Source organism: Photobacterium kasasachensis, assembly GCF_050336885.1.
Taxonomy (GTDB): domain Bacteria; phylum Pseudomonadota; class Gammaproteobacteria; order Enterobacterales; family Vibrionaceae; genus Photobacterium; species Photobacterium kasasachensis.
The window spans coordinates 51,818-68,059 of record NZ_JAKJSH010000025.1 but is presented as its reverse complement, the minus strand read 5'-3'; the positions used below and the strand labels follow the sequence as shown (position 1 = coordinate 68,059).

14 protein-coding genes are annotated in these 16,242 nt (G+C 52.6%); 7 read left to right on the top strand and 7 right to left on the bottom strand.

Going from position 1 to position 16,242, the window contains the following annotated elements:
• Positions 1–2: 2 nt before the first annotated feature.
• Entirely contained in the window at positions 3–1,328 is a 1,326-nt protein-coding gene (gene argA, locus L4D19_RS26020; RefSeq protein WP_428454837.1) for an amino-acid N-acetyltransferase, read from the bottom strand.
• A gap of 250 nt (positions 1,329–1,578) precedes the next feature.
• On the opposite strand from argA, the gene L4D19_RS26015 reads away from it, so the two are divergent.
• The 3 genes from L4D19_RS26015 to tcdA all read left to right on the top strand — a co-directional run bounded on the left by L4D19_RS26015 (position 1,579) and on the right by tcdA (position 4,141).
• A complete protein-coding gene (locus tag L4D19_RS26015; RefSeq protein ID WP_160656509.1) occupies positions 1,579–1,980 on the top strand; it encodes a DUF2850 domain-containing protein in 402 nt (133 codons plus the stop codon).
• A gap of 144 nt (positions 1,981–2,124) precedes the next feature.
• On the top strand, positions 2,125–3,219 hold the full coding sequence (gene mltA / locus L4D19_RS26010; protein WP_428454836.1) for a murein transglycosylase A: 1,095 nt from the start codon (positions 2,125–2,127) through the stop codon (positions 3,217–3,219).
• 112 nt (positions 3,220–3,331) lie between these two features.
• Complete coding sequence (gene tcdA, locus L4D19_RS26005; RefSeq protein ID WP_075762690.1) at positions 3,332–4,141, top strand: tRNA cyclic N6-threonylcarbamoyladenosine(37) synthase TcdA; 810 nt, start codon at positions 3,332–3,334, stop codon at positions 4,139–4,141.
• Between the two features lie 124 nt (positions 4,142–4,265).
• On the opposite strand, the gene csdE is transcribed toward tcdA, so the two are convergent.
• Positions 4,266–4,694: a cysteine desulfurase sulfur acceptor subunit CsdE gene (csdE, locus tag L4D19_RS26000; RefSeq protein WP_428454835.1), complete on the bottom strand. Its 429-nt coding sequence runs from the start codon at positions 4,692–4,694 to the stop codon at positions 4,266–4,268.
• A 9-nt stretch (positions 4,695–4,703) separates the two neighbouring features.
• Positions 4,704–5,924 (bottom strand): cysteine desulfurase CsdA, encoded by a 1,221-nt coding sequence (gene csdA / locus L4D19_RS25995; RefSeq protein WP_428454834.1) that lies wholly within the window; start codon positions 5,922–5,924, stop codon positions 4,704–4,706.
• 395 nt (positions 5,925–6,319) lie between these two features.
• Here csdA and L4D19_RS25990 point away from each other — a divergent pair, with 395 nt between their 5' ends.
• Genes L4D19_RS25990 through rlmM form a run of 4 tightly spaced genes read left to right on the top strand, consistent with a single transcriptional unit; the run spans position 6,320 to position 9,378 of the window.
• Positions 6,320–7,228, top strand: coding sequence for a transcriptional regulator GcvA (locus tag L4D19_RS25990; protein ID WP_160656491.1), 909 nt, complete (start codon positions 6,320–6,322; stop codon positions 7,226–7,228).
• Positions 7,221–7,907, top strand: a complete 687-nt coding sequence (locus L4D19_RS25985) for an alpha/beta family hydrolase (protein WP_428454833.1) — start codon at positions 7,221–7,223, stop codon at positions 7,905–7,907. The genes L4D19_RS25990 and L4D19_RS25985 overlap by 8 nt, the downstream gene beginning before the upstream one ends.
• Complete coding sequence (locus tag L4D19_RS25980; RefSeq protein WP_428454832.1) at positions 7,897–8,286, top strand: DUF423 domain-containing protein; 390 nt, start codon at positions 7,897–7,899, stop codon at positions 8,284–8,286. Before L4D19_RS25985 ends, L4D19_RS25980 begins: the two co-directional genes overlap by 11 nt.
• Before the next feature lie 9 nt (positions 8,287–8,295).
• Positions 8,296–9,378, top strand: coding sequence for a 23S rRNA (cytidine(2498)-2'-O)-methyltransferase RlmM (gene rlmM, locus L4D19_RS25975; protein WP_428454831.1), 1,083 nt, complete (start codon positions 8,296–8,298; stop codon positions 9,376–9,378).
• 77 nt (positions 9,379–9,455) lie between these two features.
• Here the strand turns inward: rlmM and xni are convergent, their stop codons facing one another.
• The 4 genes from xni to L4D19_RS25955 all read right to left on the bottom strand — a co-directional run bounded on the left by xni (position 9,456) and on the right by L4D19_RS25955 (position 16,188).
• Positions 9,456–10,229 carry a flap endonuclease Xni gene (gene xni, locus L4D19_RS25970; RefSeq protein ID WP_239410443.1) on the bottom strand — a complete coding sequence of 258 codons (774 nt, stop codon included), beginning with the start codon at positions 10,227–10,229 and terminating at the stop codon, positions 9,456–9,458.
• 109 nt (positions 10,230–10,338) lie between these two features.
• Positions 10,339–11,718: a nucleotide 5'-monophosphate nucleosidase PpnN gene (gene ppnN / locus L4D19_RS25965; protein WP_075762698.1), complete on the bottom strand. Its 1,380-nt coding sequence runs from the start codon at positions 11,716–11,718 to the stop codon at positions 10,339–10,341.
• Between the two features lie 499 nt (positions 11,719–12,217).
• Positions 12,218–13,777 (bottom strand): GGDEF domain-containing protein, encoded by a 1,560-nt coding sequence (locus L4D19_RS25960; RefSeq protein WP_428454830.1) that lies wholly within the window; start codon positions 13,775–13,777, stop codon positions 12,218–12,220.
• Between the two features lie 131 nt (positions 13,778–13,908).
• Positions 13,909–16,188 carry a tetratricopeptide repeat-containing diguanylate cyclase gene (locus tag L4D19_RS25955; RefSeq protein ID WP_428454829.1) on the bottom strand — a complete coding sequence of 760 codons (2,280 nt, stop codon included), beginning with the start codon at positions 16,186–16,188 and terminating at the stop codon, positions 13,909–13,911.
• Positions 16,189–16,242 lie beyond the last annotated feature (54 nt).

The window sequence follows — 16,242 nt, the reverse complement described above, 5'->3', positions numbered from 1 at the left end:
GGTTATAGATCGAGGATGAGGATTTTGGAGCGGCGCTGAAAGTTATACAGGGCCTTTTTCGCCACAGGGAGCTGGTCGACGCTGGACTCGTAGAATCCATGCTCACGGAACCAGTGCAGACTCCGGGTAGTCAGGACGAAAATATGCTTCAGTCCCTGCTCCTTGGCCTGTTGGCGCAGCCTGCTCAGTAGCAAGCCTCCGCGGTCGCCATCGCGGTAATCGGGGTGAATGGCTACACAGGCCATCTCGGCCATTTTCTCCTCGGCAAAAGGGTATAAGGCGGCGCAACCGATGATCAGGCTATCGCGCTCGATAATGGTGAACTGCTCGATCTCCTGTTCGAGTTGCTCGCGGGAGCGACGTACCAGAATCCCGTCTTGCTCCAGCGGGCGGATGAGTTCCAGGATCCCGCCGATATCGTCAATGCCGGCCCGGCGAACTTTCTCGGCACTGGCCATGACGATTTGTGTACCGATACCGTCAAAGGAAAATAGCTCCTGAATAAGGGCGCCGTCTTCCTTGTAGCTGATCAGGTGACTGCGGGGAACACCTGCCCGGCAGGCGCTAATGGCACCGCGGAGAAAGCGACCGGTGCCGCTGTCGGCAGCATCGCGCTCGATGAGTAGCTGCAGGGCATGCTCGGCTTCGTTGGGTAGCATTTCGGAGGCAACGGTACCGTCATCTTCCAGTACCCCTTGTTCGGAACAGAAGCCGATAAGTTTATCGGCCTTCAGCTTAATAGCCAGCTGCGTGGCAACTTCCTCAGAGGTGAGGTTGAAGCACTCGCCGGTCACCGAGCTGGCGACCGGGCCAAGCAGGACAATAGCCTGCTGATCCAGTTGGCGGTGAATACCTTCAATATCGATTCGGCGGATCCGGCCGCTGTGGTGGTAGTCGATACCGTCATCGATGCCGAGTGGCTGGGCAATAATGAAGTTGCCGCTGACCACATTGATTTGCGATCCCGCCATGGGCGTATTGTTGAGCCCCATGGAAAAGCGGGCGGTGATGTCGAGCTGTAGCTGGCCAGCAGCCTGTTTCACCAGCTCTAGCGTATGCTCGTCTGTGATACGAACCCCTTTGTGGTAAGGGCTGGTCTCCCCCTGGGATTCCAGACGTTGGGATATTTGCGGGCGGGCACCATAGACCACGACAATGCGCAGCCCCAGACTGTTTAATAACGCAATATCATTGACGATATGGGTAAAATTCTTGTGGGCAATGGCTTCGCCGCCCAGCATGATAACTGTCGTCTTGCCGAAATGGGCATTCAGATACGGGGCGGATTGGCGAAATCCTTTGACTAGATCAGTACTTCTCAGCTTCACGGTGATACATCCATGCCTGTTATTCGATGACTTGTCGGTTCGTTAACCTTGCCCCTTCTCAGCGGGCTTAATTAATAATTATGCAAATATAGTGTCTAAATATCTGTCGAGATTCAAGAAGTACAGTCATTTAGCGTTTCCGGCATTTTGGATACAAGATCCCGTTATTGAACATCTTGCCCAGCTTTTTGCCTGTCAACAGTTAATGGTGAGGTATATTAATTACTAATAATAATAACTTATCGGCAATATGAATAAAGTTCAGTATAAAATTATACCGTTCGCCTTGATGATGGCGGGGATCTTTGCCGGGCTGATTTTTTCTGCGTTATTGGCTGTCGGTGCCATCGGCAGCGAGATACTTGAGGATGAGCCTGTTATCAACATCCATGGTGTCTGGGTCGAACAGGGTGTGGCCTCCTATATGGCAGATCGCTTTGAGCTCCGCTCAGAGGGGGTGTTTGTTGATGGACGCCAGGTGAATACTCGCTATGAGTGGGATGGTATGACATTGACTTATCGTCGTGGCGAAGATATCTATATTTATACTTATTTGTCTGATCAGTTTGTGCGACAACAGCCAGCTCATTACATTTCCTCTTTTTCTCGCGAAGGTACCCGAGATGCCTTGCGTGATGCCACATTGGATTGATTGCTTTCTTTCCTCTCTTTACGATAAAAAACAAAGCGCTGACATAGCGGCCTACATATTTTGTAAACTATCGTGACTTTAATGCTGTGATCGCTTTAGGCATACTTGGCGACAGTGCTTCATATTATTTGGTAGGTCTTTACCGTGTTTCGTAACGCAACAATTGCAATGTTAATTATTGGTTTGGCTGGATGTGCCAAGCCGACTGACCGAGGTCAGCAGTATCTGGATGGTAGCTTTGACGAGGTACTTAATCAGGTACCGGTGGTAGAGTCCGATAAAACAAGGGACTACAGCCAGTTTAACCAGCAGATGACACTGGTTACCGAGCGTTCGCCATCAATGGCGGGGCGCTATCAGGATCTGTATCGCCAGGTTGAAAGCTGGGTTGAGCAAGGCGGCGACCCGACACAACTGGGAAACTACGGTATTCAGACAGCCCAGATGGGCGGGGGAGATAGTTACGGCAATGTGATGTTCACCGGGTATTTTTCGCCGGTGATTGAGCTTCGCCATGAGCAGGATGAGATCTTCCGTTTTCCGGTGTATGCAATGCCGACATGTGAGGAAGCGTGTCCGACCCGTGCCGATATCTATGCCGGTGCCCTGCAGGGACAGGGGCTAGAGCTGGGATATAGTGCATCGATGCTAGATATCTTCATGATGGAGGTCCAGGGCAGTGGCTTTGTTCACTATGACGATAATGATCAGCTTCAGTACTTTGCCTACAACGGCAAGAACGGTCATCCCTATGTCAGTATCGGCAAGGTGTTAATTGAGCAGGGCGAAGTGCCACGCGAGAAAATGTCGCTGAAGGCCATCGATGAGTGGGTTAAGCAACAGGACGAAGAGACGGTACGTGAGCTGCTGGAGCAAAACCCGTCTTATGTGTTCTTCAAACCGCAGGATAACCTGGATGTTATGGGAACTGCTGGTATTCCGTTGCAGGCGCACGCCTCGGTAGCGGCTGATCGGGACTACCTGCCAATGGGCAGTGTATTGCTGGCAGAGGTGCCGCAGCTGGACAGCGAGGGGAACTGGAACGGACAGCATGTGCTTAAATTATTAATAGCACTGGATACTGGCGGCGCAGTGAAGAAGAACCACCTAGATCTCTACCACGGCATGGGTGCACAGGCGGGTATTGATGCCGGGCACTACAAGCACTTTGGCCGGGTCTGGAAACTGGATCTGCAGGAAGGTGCGGTGGAGTCACCCAGTTTGTCTGTTGAGCAGTAGCCTAATCGTCTGAGCTGCGGCCTTATCGTCCGGCTGGACAATTGCAACCAGAGCGCGTATAAAACGCGCTCATTCTTTATCTGAACAACCCATAGCTAGTAGTGAAAAACGTATGCGTGAATTAGATACTCCGGCTTCTGACAACTATAACCAGCGATTTGGCGGTACCCGCCGTTTATATGGCAATAGCGAGGTAGAAATACTGCGTGCTGCCCATGTGTGTGTTATCGGTATCGGCGGTGTCGGTTCATGGGCAGCAGAGGCCTTGGCACGATCTGGTATTGGCGAGCTGACGCTGATTGATATGGATGATGTCTGCGTGACCAATATTAATCGCCAGATCCATGCGATGACAGGCACGGTCGGCCAGAGCAAAATCGAAGTGATGGCTGAGCGGATCAAGCTGATTAACCCGGAATGCAAGGTTAACCTGATTGATGATTTTATTACCCCGGACAATATCCGCGAGTACATCGACGGTCGTTTTGATTATATCCTGGATGCCATCGACAGCATGAAGCCAAAGGCAGCATTGCTGGCATACTGCAAGAGCAATAAATTCAAGGTGATCACTACTGGCGGCGCGGGCGGTCAGATTGACCCGACCCAGATTCAAATCACCGATCTTACCAAAACGATCCAGGATCCGCTGGCGAAGAAATTGCGTGATACCCTGCGCCGTCACCATAATTTTCCGAAGAACCCGAAGCGAAAATTTGGTATCGACTGCGTGTTCTCGACCGAGCAGTTGAAGTATCCGCAGGCCGACGGCTCGGTATGTAATGTTAAGGCGTCGGCAGAAGGCCCGAAACGTATGGACTGTGCCAGTGGTTTTGGTGCCGCAACCATGGTGACGGCAACCTTTGGTTTCGTTGCCGTGTCCCGTATTTTGCAAAAGCTGATAGAGAAGCACTCGAAGTAGCGCTAACCCCCTCCCAGCCTCCCCCTTGAAAAGAGGGGAGGAGCTGCACGTTTTATCAACTATTGCAGTACCGACAAACAAAAAGCGAGAGCCAACTGGCTCTCGCTTTTTTGAACACATCTATTTATGCACCTGCCAGTGATTTTATCTGCTCGACGATGGCCTTCAGGCCGTTGCCCCGAGACGGGCTGAGATGCGCCATTAACCCCAGGCTGTCAAAATAACCGTCGATATCAAACGCCCGAATTTCTGCCGCTGTTTTTCCTTCATAGGCCGCCAATACCAGGGTGATCAGGCCGCGGACAATCCGCGCATCGGAATCTGCGGCGAAGTGAAAAACACCCTCATCTTGCTGGTGGGCCAACCACACCTGGCTTTCGCAGCCGCTGACTTTGAGCTGATCTTGTTTTAGCTCTTCAGGCAATGCAGGCAGCTTCTTGCCGAGCTGAATGACATTGCGGTACCTGTCTTCCCAGCCTTTCGCTGCCTGCATCTGGGCAACGATGGCTTCGGAGGTAATGTCGGTGCCAAAAGGATGGGCGGGTAGTGTCATCGGTTTCTCCTAGAGCATGCTGCAGGCTTTGTGCAGCGCAGCAATAAAGCGTTCTACATCTTGTTCGGTATTGTACAGGGCCAGCGAGACACGCAGGGTACCTGTTAGTCTCAGGGCATCCAGCATCGGGTGGGCGCAGTGGTGGCCGGCCCGCAGCGCGATACCCTGCTGGTCGAGCAGGGTGGCAATATCCTGGTGGTGTACCCCGTCGACGACAAAAGAAAATAGGCTGGCATCGGGCTGAAGTCCGACAATTCTCAGATCTTCGATGTCTTTAATGCCTTCCAGTGCCTGTTGGCGGAGCTGGTGGATATGCTGCTCGGCGGCCTGGTGATCCAGTGTGCCCAGCCAGTCAATGGCAGCCGCCAGCGCCAGGCTTCCGGCAACATTGGGGGTACCGGCCTCGAATTTGCCCGGCAGGGCAGAGAAAGTGGTGCCCTCGAAGGAGACTTTCTCTACCATTTTTCCGCCGCCGTGCCAGGGAGGCATGGCCTCTAGCAGGGCTTTCTTGCCGTAAAGGACCCCGATGCCCGCCGGGGCAAATATCTTATGACCGGAAAACACATAGAAATCGGCATTGAGTGCCTGGACATCGACCTTCTCGTGCGCCACTGCCTGGGCGCCGTCAATAACAGTGACTGCACCATGCTGGTGGGCGGCAGCAATCATCTCTTCAATCGGGTTGCGGGTACCGGTCACATTGGTGATATGGGCCACCGCAACGATTTTGGTCTGGCTGCCGAGGCGCTGATGGAATGCATCCATATCGAGGCGGCAATCAGCTGTCATCGGGATCTTGACGACCTTGGCACCGGTTTGTTCGGCGACAATTTGCCAGGGTACGATATTGGCGTGGTGTTCCAGCTCGCTGACCAGGATCTCATCTCCCGGTTCGAGGGTCTGGCGGGCATAGGTCTGGGCGATGAGGTTCAGCGCCTCGGTGGCGCCCCGGGTCCAGATGATTTCTTTATGATGTTCGGCGTTGATGAATTGTTGTACGGTTGAACGAGCGCGCTCGAACTGTGCGGTCGCCGCCGCGGTGAGGGTATGACTGCCGCGGTGGACGTTGGCATTGTGACCACTGTAATACTGCTGAATCGTCTCGATAACAATCTTGGGTTTCTGCGTCGTTGCCGCGCTGTCGAGATAGACAAGGGGCTGACCGTTGCAGTCTTGGGCCAGTGCCGGAAACTGTTGGCGAATTTGGTTGATATCAAATTGAGCAGTCATGGTGAGTCACATTGCGAAATAGAAGGAGGCGATCATGCCATTATTTGCCGTAAGCGCAAGGATTAAGCTTAATTATAATGGTACTGCATCGACGGGGGAAATTGAGCGTAAAAATCGAGGTAAAAAAAAGCACTGCGTTGGGGCGCAGTGCTAACAATAAACTTTGACAGACAGGTCAAAAATACAGGAAGTAAAATTGGTAGATTGACTACCTGTCCGGCACAACCCGGACAATATGCAAACACAACATCGCAACAATGATTGAGACTTAACTGCCTGAGAGCAAAAAATCAAACCTCCCTCACCGTTGCGTAGCAAATCATATGGTTTATGTAGCACTTGAACAATGGACAATTTATAATGTTTAGCATAAAAAAAACTAATGCAGGAAGACTATGTCGAGACGTTTACCGCCACTAAACTCATTGAAAGTGTTCGAAGCTGCGGCCAGACACCTGAGTTTTACCCGTGCAGCAGAAGAATTATTTGTCACACAAGCTGCTGTAAGCCACCAAATTAAAGCCCTCGAAGAATTTTTGGGGCTCAAATTATTTCGCCGGAGAAACCGTTCCTTGCTGCTGACCGAAGAAGGCCAAAGCTACTTCCTCGACATCAAAGACATCTTTTCTGCAATCTCAGATGCCACTGATAAGGTCTTGGAACGCGGCGCAAAAGGAGCGTTAACCATTAGTTTACCTCCTAGTTTTGCGATTCAGTGGCTGGTACCGAGACTGGCGGATTTTAACGAACAGCATCCGGATATCGATGTCCGGATCAAGGCCGTTGATTTGGATGAAGGCTCCCTGACCGATGATGTGGATGTTGCCATCTACTATGGCCGCGGAAACTGGCAGGGACTACGTGCCGACAAGCTTTACCAGGAGTTCTTGTTGCCGGTGTGTTCGCCGATGTTACTGGCGGGGTCCAAGCCGCTGCGTACCCTGACTGATCTGCAGTACCACACCTTGCTGCATGATACCTCGCGCAAGGAGTGGAAAAACTTCGTCCGCCACCATGAAATTGTCGGCACCAATGTCAATCAGGGGCCGATCTTCAGTCACTCGACCATGGTCCTGCAGGCTGCCGTTCACGGTCAGGGCATCGCCCTTGGCAATAACGTACTGGCGCAGCCCGAGCTGGAAGCCGGACGCCTGGTGTGTCCGTTTGACGAAGTATTGATGAGCAAGAACGCCTTCTATCTGGTGTGCCAGGAGAAGCAGGCAGAAACCGGTCGTATCCAGATTTTCCGTGACTGGGTACTGGCCAAGGCTGCCCGTGAACAGGAGGATATGCCGGATGTCTGATAATCACGATTTGCCTGAGTATCTGATTAACGAACCGGATAGCGGCGAGGCCCTGGCTACCTTCTTGTTCGCCCATGGTGCCGGGGCCGGGATGGATCATGAGTTCATGACGGCGATTGCCGAAGGGTTGTCAAAACAGAGGATCCGGGTTGTACGATTCGATTTTCCGTATATGGTCAAACGCCGCGAAGATGGCAAAAAGCGCCCGCCGGATCGCCAACCCAAGTTATTGCTCGACTTTCAGCGCCATATTGATGCCTTGACCGATGGCAAGCTGGTGATTGGTGGCAAGTCTATGGGCGGACGAATGGCCAGTATCATGGTCAGTGATGTGGCTGCGCAGTCGCCGGATGTCGAGAACTGCACGGCGAAAGTGCAGGGTGTAGCCTGTCTGGGCTTTCCTTTCCATCCGCCGGGCAAGCCGGAAAACTTCCGTGGCGAGCACCTGAAAGAGGCGACTTTGCCGACACTCATTTTGCAGGGCGAGCGCGATACATTTGGCACAAGGGCGGAAGTCGAAGGCTGGAGCTATGCCGACTCGGTGTCGGTCGAGTTTCTTCCTGACGGTGATCATAGCTTTAAACCAAGAAAAGCATCAGGCCATACCGAGCAGCAAAACAGGGACCGGACCGTGGCATTGCTGGCTGCCTTTATCAAGGAGTGTGTGGATGCAAGCTAATCGTCAGTTGCCAAGAATCATTTTACTTTTCGCGACGTTAAGTGGTGCTGTAGTGGTGGCGCTGGGGGCGTTTGCGGCGCATGGTTTAAAAGCACAGTTGGCGCCTTACCTGCTGGACGTGTTCAAAACTGGTGTTCAATATCAGGCCTGGCATAGCCTGGCCTTGCTAGGTTGTGGAATCTGGGCACGCATTATGCCGACAAAAGCGGTATTATACGCAGCCCTGTTTTTTGCAGTGGGTATTTTGCTCTTCAGCGGTAGCCTGTATGCGTTGGCGCTGACGGGGATAAAATGGTTCGGCCCCATCACGCCAATTGGGGGCATATGTTTTATTATTGGCTGGGTAGCGCTTGCAGTCGCTGCCTGGCGCTCAGCTTGAGGGTTCAAAGTGAATCACGTTATATTGTACTGTCGTCCAGGCTTTGAAAAAGAATGTGCCGGTGAAGTTCAGGACAAAGCAAATAAACTGGAGTTGTATGGTTTTCCTCGGGCGAAAAACAATACCGGTTATGTTGTCTTTGAGTTTTATCAGCAGGGCGATGCCGAGCAGTTCATTAAGCTGCAGCCGTTTTCTTCGCTGATCTTTGCCCGCCAGATGTTTGCAGCGGCCCCTTTGTTGACCGATTTACCGCAGGACGATCGTATCTCGCCGATCCTCGAGGCAGTAGAAGGCTTCCCGCGCTGTGGTGAGCTTCGGGTAGAAACGCCGGATACCAATGAGGCCAAAGAATTACTGAAGTTCTGCCGTAAGTTTACGGTGCCGCTACGTCAGGTGATGCGCAAGAAAGATATCCTGTATGCAAAAGACAATGCATGGAAGCCGGTGCTGCATATTTGCTTTATCGCTCCGGGCTGCTGTTATGTCGGTTATTCGCTATCGAACAACAACTCGCAGTTTTTCATGGGGATTCCGCGTCTGAAATTCCCATCGGATGCGCCAAGCCGTTCAACGCTGAAGCTGGAAGAAGCGTTTCATGTCTTCATCCCGCGTGAGGAGTGGGACGAGCGTCTGGCTTCCGGAATGTGGGGTGTCGACTTGGGGGCATGTCCTGGTGGCTGGACCTATCAGCTGGTCAAGCGATCGATGTTTGTGCATTCGATCGATAATGGCCAGATGGCGCAGAGCCTGATGGATACCGGTCAGGTGAAGCACCATGAAGTGGACGGCTTCAAGTTTGAACCGGCACGCAAGAATGTTACCTGGATCGTGTGTGACATGATTGAGAAACCGGCTCGCGTTGCACATCTGATGGGAGACTGGATGATCAAGGCGTGGGCCAAAGAGGCGATTTTCAACCTCAAGCTGCCAATGAAAGGTCGATATGACGAGGTGCTGCAGGATATCGAAAACCTGAAAGAGTACATGACGCAGAACGGTGTGAAGTTCAAGCTTCAGGCCAAGCATTTGTATCATGACCGCGAAGAAATCACGGTACATATCCAACGTCTGGACAACCGCTCGCCGCATTAATCGTCTCTTTCGCGAGAGTGCTTATAAAACGCCATCCTTGTGATGGCGTTTTTAGTTTCTATCGGGGAGTAAGGCCGTCAGGCCGGGATCTGGTAGCGAATATCTTGCAGGTTGAAGCCAAGCTGTAGATCGGTTTTCAGTGAGGCAACCTGCTTGCTGGCGATGGCTAGATCCTGATGACCATCTATCTTTTTCTGCCACTTGGCCGGCAAATCCTCGGCGGCGAGCACGGCCTCGAGGTTAGGGTATGAAGAGAGTAATTCCACCGCTGCTTTCGGTCCAATGCCCGGGATCCCGGGTATTTTGCTGGAGCTGATCCCTGCCAATCCCCAGTAGTCCGGTAGTTGCTCGGGTTTGACGCCATACTCTTTCTCGATAAACGGGCTGTCGAGCCAGCGTTGCTGGAAGTAATCCCGGATCCGTAGCGTCGGCCGCAGCAGCTGGCAATACCCCTTGTCGGTAGAGACGATGGTTACCTGCTGGCCGCGATCGGCTACTTTGAGCGCCAGCGTTGCTACCAGGTCATCGGCTTCGTCGCCGTCGGATAGCAGCGAGTCAATGCCGATTGTCATAAAGGCATCCTGGATCTCGTCCATCCCCGTCAGCAGTTCAGGTGGCATCGGCTTGCGCCCCTCTTTGTAGTGTGGCAGCAGTTCGGCCCGCCAGCCGCGATCCTCGCCGTGATGATCGAATACTGCAACGATATGCGTGGGCTTGCTACTGTCGATGATCTTGCCCAGCGCCTGGCAGCACACCCGTGCCGTATTGCTAACATCGGGTTCGCCGGGTTGGGCGGCATGGACGCGTCGGATGAGGTTCAGGGCATCAATAACAACAAGATGGATTTGCATAATGGTGGTTAACGTTGATCAAAAAAGGGCCGATACAGGCCCTTTATTGTACGCACTGGATTGTCAGAGTGTAACCGCCGAGTGCCGATTAACGGATAATTTCAGCGAGTTATTTGCCATTGCCGTTCCCGGGAGCAGTGATGATTTCGTAACATGGTACGTAGCGACTTCCCGGCAGCTTCATCCGCTGCTGCTCGACGAAGTTTTTCAGCAGTTTGTCCATCCGCTTCATCAGGGCGATGTCACCGTCGATCTGGAACGGTCCCTTGCGCTCGATCTCCCGGATCCCTTCTTCCTTGACGTTCCCGGCGACGATGCCAGAAAACGCACGGCGTAAATGGGCTGCAAGATGCTCGGGACGCTGGTTCATGTGCAGATCGAGGCTGGCCATCGACTCGTGGGTCGGCTCGAACGGCAGCTGGAACTCCGGCGGGATCTTGAGTGACCAGTTATAGCTGTAGGCATCACCGGTTGCCAGGCGCTGCTCTTTGATCAGCGGCATTGCGGCCTTCATTACCCGGGCAACCTTTGCCGGATCATCAATGATGATTTCGTAATGCTTGGTCGCGGCTTCGCCGAGGGTGTCCTTGATGAAGCTATCAAGGGTGCGGAAGTACGGTTCGCTCTCTTTCGGGCCGGTCAGTACCAGCGGCATCGGCTGGCTGGCATTTTCCGGGTGCATCAGGATCCCCAGGATATAGAGCAGCTCCTCGGCAGTACCGGCGCCGCCCGGGAAAATGACAATACCGTGGCCGGCCCGGACGAAGGCCTCCAGACGTTTTTCGATATCCGGCAGGATCACCAGTTCGTTTACAATCGGGTTCGGCGGCTCGGCGGCAATGATTGACGGCTCGGTCAGCCCAATAAAGCGGCTTTGCGAATAGCGCTGCTTGGCGTGGCCGATAGCGGCACCTTTCATCGGCCCCTCCATGGCTCCCGGACCGCACCCGGTACAGATATTAAGCTCGCGCAGCCCCAGTTCATGGCCGACTTCACGGGTGTACTGGTACTCTACCGGATTGATCGAGTGACCGCCCCAGCAGACGACAATGTTCGGATCTTCACCAGAGCGCACTGTTTGGGCATTGCGCAGTACACTGAAGACAAAGTTGGTGATGTGCGGTGCGCTGGTCAGGTTGATGTCATTGCGCTGTTTGACGTGCATATTGACGTAGACGATATCTCGCAGTACCGCGAACATATGCTCCTGAATACCGCGAATGATCCGGCCGTCGACAAAGGCATGCTCTGGTGGGTTCATTAGTTCGAGTTTTATCCCGCGCTCCCTGCGCATGACGTTGACATCAAAGCTTTTGTGCTTCTCCAGAAGCTCCTTCGAGTTGTCGGTATGGCTACCGGAATTGAGCACGGCCAGCGAACAGTTGCGATACAAGCGGTACAACTCACTGGATGCCGTTGCCTTCAGGCGGTCTACTTCCAGCTGTGAGAGTAGATCCATGGCACCGACAGGACTGATATGAGTAATCATGGTTACCTCCCTGGTCACGATGAAACGGCTTTACTCACGCTGTTCTGATTTTTATGGAAGAGTAAGTAAGCAGAGCCGGAGAGAGAAAATCTCAGAGGTGTTTTTAAGGCACTCACATTGTTGCGTATGTTCCTTAAAAATCAGTCTGTGATACCAAGCAGAATAATTACCTGTTCTATCAGCGAGATTGAAAAGGCTCAGATACAAGGCGCTTGATTGTAGGTGTATGTCTATCCATCAAAATCAAGCAACATGGTAGCTGAGTCTTTACAACTCGCCCTTCGGGAGTTTGCCAGCAGCTTGATAACGTCACCAAATTGCCTCGATGTAGAAGCACTATACCATCAGCAATTTGGTTTGTTCTGAACCTGCTGGCTATGCTCTGATTGAATATGTAATTGTTCTGCTTGGTATTATTCACCATACACAGGGATGCGCGATTTGACCAGAAATTGATGTGACAGATGTTGGGTGGATGTGAGTTTTTAGTTATAAAGGGCTAGGAGATCCATAGCATGCGGTTATGGCCGGTACTTTTTGCACTGAACAGCGCCTTATCGGTCCGCTCGATAATGTCAGTCGGGGTGTCATTGCCGTCGAACAGGGTGGCACCGATGGAGACGCTGATAGAGACATTTTGATCCCGGAAACGGAAGGGTAGCTGGACAATGGTCTCGCGGATTTTGCTGAGACATTTGTTGCGCTCTTCCTCGTTGCTATCAGGGAGAATGATCATAAACTCATCGTCACCAAAGCGGGCGATAAAGTCGGTATCTGTCAGCGTCTGGCGGATGGTCCGCGCAATAATCTTCAGGACCTTATCGCCGGCAAGGTGGCCGTAGCTGTCATTGATCTCTTTAAAGTGGTCAATGTCGATCATCGCCACACAGACCGGATGCTGATAGCGTAGCCAGCGGCGATACTCATGCTCGAGGCGATCGTTAAGGGCGGCGCGGTTGTACACCCGGGTAAGGTTATCTAGGAACATCTTCCGTTCCTGATCATTGAGCCGGCGACGGAAGTCCTGAGTCTGTTCGAAGAGGTTATTAATCTTGTTTTCGTTAAAGCTCAGCTGCTCAATCAGGGCTCTTTCGCGCTTCTCGAGGGCCTTGTTGCGCTCGGCCAGCACCAGTAGCTCCTTGGTAAGCTCGGTAAGCGTTGGCCGCCAGTGCTCCAGGTTCTTCTGCTCGCTGAGTCCTTGCCGAATAGAGGTGGCCAAGTCGGCCAGCTCGGAGGTCATTTCGCTGCGGTGTTCGTAGATTGCCTCGCTTTGGCCGACACTCTGGTTGGTGGTTTTTTGCAGCGTCGCCAAGTCGCTGTTTACACTGTCGAGAAACTGCTGGGATGAACGACGTTCCTGGCGAGTGCCGTCAAGGACCAGGCGCAAGACCTCCAGAGACAGTTCAATCAGGTTTTGTGGCGTTGCACCGATCAGAAGCTGGTTGCGAATACTCAGTAGCTTGTCACCGGCCTCGCCGTCAAAGTCGAGCTCGGTGATCAGACGCTGTAGTTCGCTGGTCAGTTGCAGCAGCAGGTCATGATCCAGGCTATCTTTCATCACCATGGCTTCACTGGACACGGCCATGAGCTTGAGCGCGCGCTCGTACAGCTCCAAAATACGGATAACCTGCTTGTGAGTCTGGGCCAGCGTCTCAGAAGGCTGGCCAAGCAAGTTACGCAGTTCCCTTTTTAGCTGTGCCGGCAAGCCGTGCACGCGTTTCAGGGTTTCTCCGCTTTGCCCTATCTGTTGTTCGAGTCGCTGGGTTTCTTTTTCGGTAAAGTTGGCCTGACGAGTGACAAGGCGCTCAATAATCGCCAAGCGGGGGATAAGTTTGCTGACATCCTTGTGTTGTTCCAGCTCGGAACGCAACTCGGCAAGCTTGTGATCGAGCTCGCTATCGAGCCCGCGGCAGGCAACAGACAAACGACTGATCAAACGCTTGAGTATCACTATTTCGCGACGAGACTTCAGGGAAGCATCGCGATAGGATAATTGAGCTTGGTCCAAACGTAGTCTCAATTTACTCACTTCAGAGACTACGGCGTTTATATCAGTCACGTTGTTGAAAAATTACCTTTCAGATGGGGCCCTTTCTTATCAGCAGGTTAGCTTTCGGGCGACGAAATATGCTAGCAAAAAAGGTCGAACAATTCATTGTTATCGGCGAAATGGCGGATAACTGCAGCAGTCTAAATGATATTTTTGTCAGAATCGTGATCATTATTCCAGATGATATCGTAGGCCGACGAGCTCTGTACTTTGACTAACCCATTGTCAATGCCCTGCAAACAGGCCTTGCGGATGTTATCGCTGGCAAAGCTGGCTGCCGGCGCTGCATCGATTGCACTTAGGTGAACCCATTGGCTGCCCGGCTCTTTTTTGCTGATCAGGCGGGCGGCATTGGCTGCCATGAGCAAGATATCCAGCAGCTCATGGTCGTTAATTGCCGTATAGGCTCTGGGCAGGAAGGGGTATTCCGCCATGCCGATACGTACCCGGTTGTCGATTTGGCGATTGTCCAGAAAGTTGTCGATTAACTGCTGGATAGATCCAGCAAGTTGCTCCGGTGCGGTATCAAGGCGCGAATTCGGCTCGATATACAAGAACATGGCATCGGAGAAGTGATACAGGCGGGCAGGCTCGCAGACCTGCTCTTTGAGGTATTCACCGAACTGGCGCTCGATTTCCAGCCCTTTCTGGTAACCATGCTCGAGATAAATATGTTTGAGGAAGGGTACCTCGAACAGGGCAAAACGCAGCCTGTCGCTAAGCGGCTCGTTGATGATTTCACCTAGGTGCCACTGCTCAAAGTTGGCACTGCTTTGCTGCAGGGAGTTAGGCAAGCGGGCGGTGAGCATGCGCAGGTTGCGTAATCCGCTTCTCGGGTGGGTGTAAAACTCGGTCCGCAGGCGCATCAGGCGTGTTTGCAGCTGCTTGGCAACGCGGTGGCGGCGCAGCAAAACAATCAGGATAACCAGAATAAAGCTGAGCAGGAAAATGGTGACGTTTTTCTGTTTGTACAGGGCTTTTTCGCTTTCGAACTGCTGCCGTTCCATTTCTTCCAGCTGTAGCGATCGCTCCAGCATACGCTGCTGTTGCTTGAAGACCTCGACATTGCTTTTGACCTGATCTTCCTGCTTGCTCGAAAACAGCTGTTCATAGCGTCGCTGGCTGAGCAGGGCATTGTAATAGTCATTTTGTTGCTCAAACGCTGCCGAGAGTACAGTTTCGCCCATTAACTGCAAATCCAGATCGCCAAGTCTGCTGGCAGCGATCAACCCTGACTGCAGGGTTGAAACCGCTTTTTCGGTCCGACCTTCTGCCAGCTCCAGCTTGCCTTGCAGGATTTGCGCCTCGGCCTGGATCGCCTCGTTGTTGCTCACGGTGGCCAGCTGGCGGGTATGTTGCAGGTATTGCTCGGCTTTGGGGTAGTTATAGAGCTGCAGGTATACCCGGGCAATATTCAGGCGCAGACGAGCCGAGCGGATATCATGTTTGAGCTGGTTTTCCTGATCCAGGGCGTTGAAGTAGTGGACAAGGGCAAGGTTGAACCGTCCCTGCTGCTCGTAGATCGAAGCGATAAGAGCCAGTGTTTTTGCCAGCGGCAGTGTCTGGTTGAAGTGCTCGAAAAACTCGCCGGCCTGGGTCGCGTGCTCAAGAGCTTTGTCAAAGACCTTGCGTTGTTCAAAGAGGTTGGCGAGTTCGAAGTTAGCTCGGGCAACCTTGGCGCTATCTTCCTGTTCGACGGCAAGCCAGTAGCCACCCAGCAGTCGGTCGAGGGCCAGATCGAAGTGGCGGTGCTCGAGGTAATGGTGTCCGATTGTCAGCTGGTAGTTAATGACCTCGCTGCTGTCATCAATATTCATCAGGTAGCGTTTGGCCTTGATAAATAGCTTTTCGGCCTTGTTCTCGTCGTCGAGGTGGGATTCGATGATCGCTCGCTGCAACAGCGATTGGTACTGCAGTATCTTGACCTGCTTGGTGAGCTGAAGCGCTTTGGATTGTTCAATTTCTTTATCGACCTGATCCAGCATATTCAGTGCCGTGGCACTGTTTTTCAGGTTATCCCAGTAAATTCGGGCGTGGATAAGCCGGGTTTCGAGGGTCGTAAAAGACAAGTCATTTTCGGCCGCTAGCTTTTCAGCTTTTTTGACGGTATTGATTGCCTCTTCAGGCAGATTGAGCAGCGAGAAGGCCCTGGCCTGAATTTGCAAGGCGTTGATGGTGTTCAAAGGGGTCCGGACGGTATGATCGGTTTCGTCATTGACATGGACACGGGACAGTTCTTTGGGATCGCTGAGGCGGCGCTGATCGAGATAGCGGGTGGTCATCTCAAGGGATTTATCCGGGCTGGTTTGAAGCAGCTCATTGGCATCAGCCAAAATTGGCGTGGTATAAATTTTTGCATTTGCAGTAAAGGACGTCGCTAGGATCACCAGCAGTCCTACCAGCCAACGGCTCAGACACATACTTATTCTTAAACCCAAAAAAACAGTAGGTCTTAATATTACTGGCTTGGTGAA

What these genes read in the sequence shown, in the direction of transcription:
- L4D19_RS26015 (WP_160656509.1), top strand. Translation starts at nt 1,579, where the DNA reads ATGAATAAAGTTCAGTATAAAATTATACCGTTCGCCTTGATGATGGCG.
- tcdA (WP_075762690.1), top strand. Translation starts at nt 3,332, where the DNA reads ATGCGTGAATTAGATACTCCGGCTTCTGACAACTATAACCAGCGATTT.
- csdE (WP_428454835.1), bottom strand. Translation starts at nt 4,694, where the DNA reads ATGACACTACCCGCCCATCCTTTTGGCACCGACATTACCTCCGAAGCC.
- csdA (WP_428454834.1), bottom strand. Translation starts at nt 5,924, where the DNA reads ATGACTGCTCAATTTGATATCAACCAAATTCGCCAACAGTTTCCGGCA.
- L4D19_RS25990 (WP_160656491.1), top strand. Translation starts at nt 6,320, where the DNA reads ATGTCGAGACGTTTACCGCCACTAAACTCATTGAAAGTGTTCGAAGCT.
- L4D19_RS25985 (WP_428454833.1), top strand. Translation starts at nt 7,221, where the DNA reads ATGTCTGATAATCACGATTTGCCTGAGTATCTGATTAACGAACCGGAT.
- L4D19_RS25980 (WP_428454832.1), top strand. Translation starts at nt 7,897, where the DNA reads ATGCAAGCTAATCGTCAGTTGCCAAGAATCATTTTACTTTTCGCGACG.
- xni (WP_239410443.1), bottom strand. Translation starts at nt 10,229, where the DNA reads ATGCAAATCCATCTTGTTGTTATTGATGCCCTGAACCTCATCCGACGC.
- ppnN (WP_075762698.1), bottom strand. Translation starts at nt 11,718, where the DNA reads ATGATTACTCATATCAGTCCTGTCGGTGCCATGGATCTACTCTCACAG.
- L4D19_RS25955 (WP_428454829.1), bottom strand. Translation starts at nt 16,188, where the DNA reads ATGTGTCTGAGCCGTTGGCTGGTAGGACTGCTGGTGATCCTAGCGACG.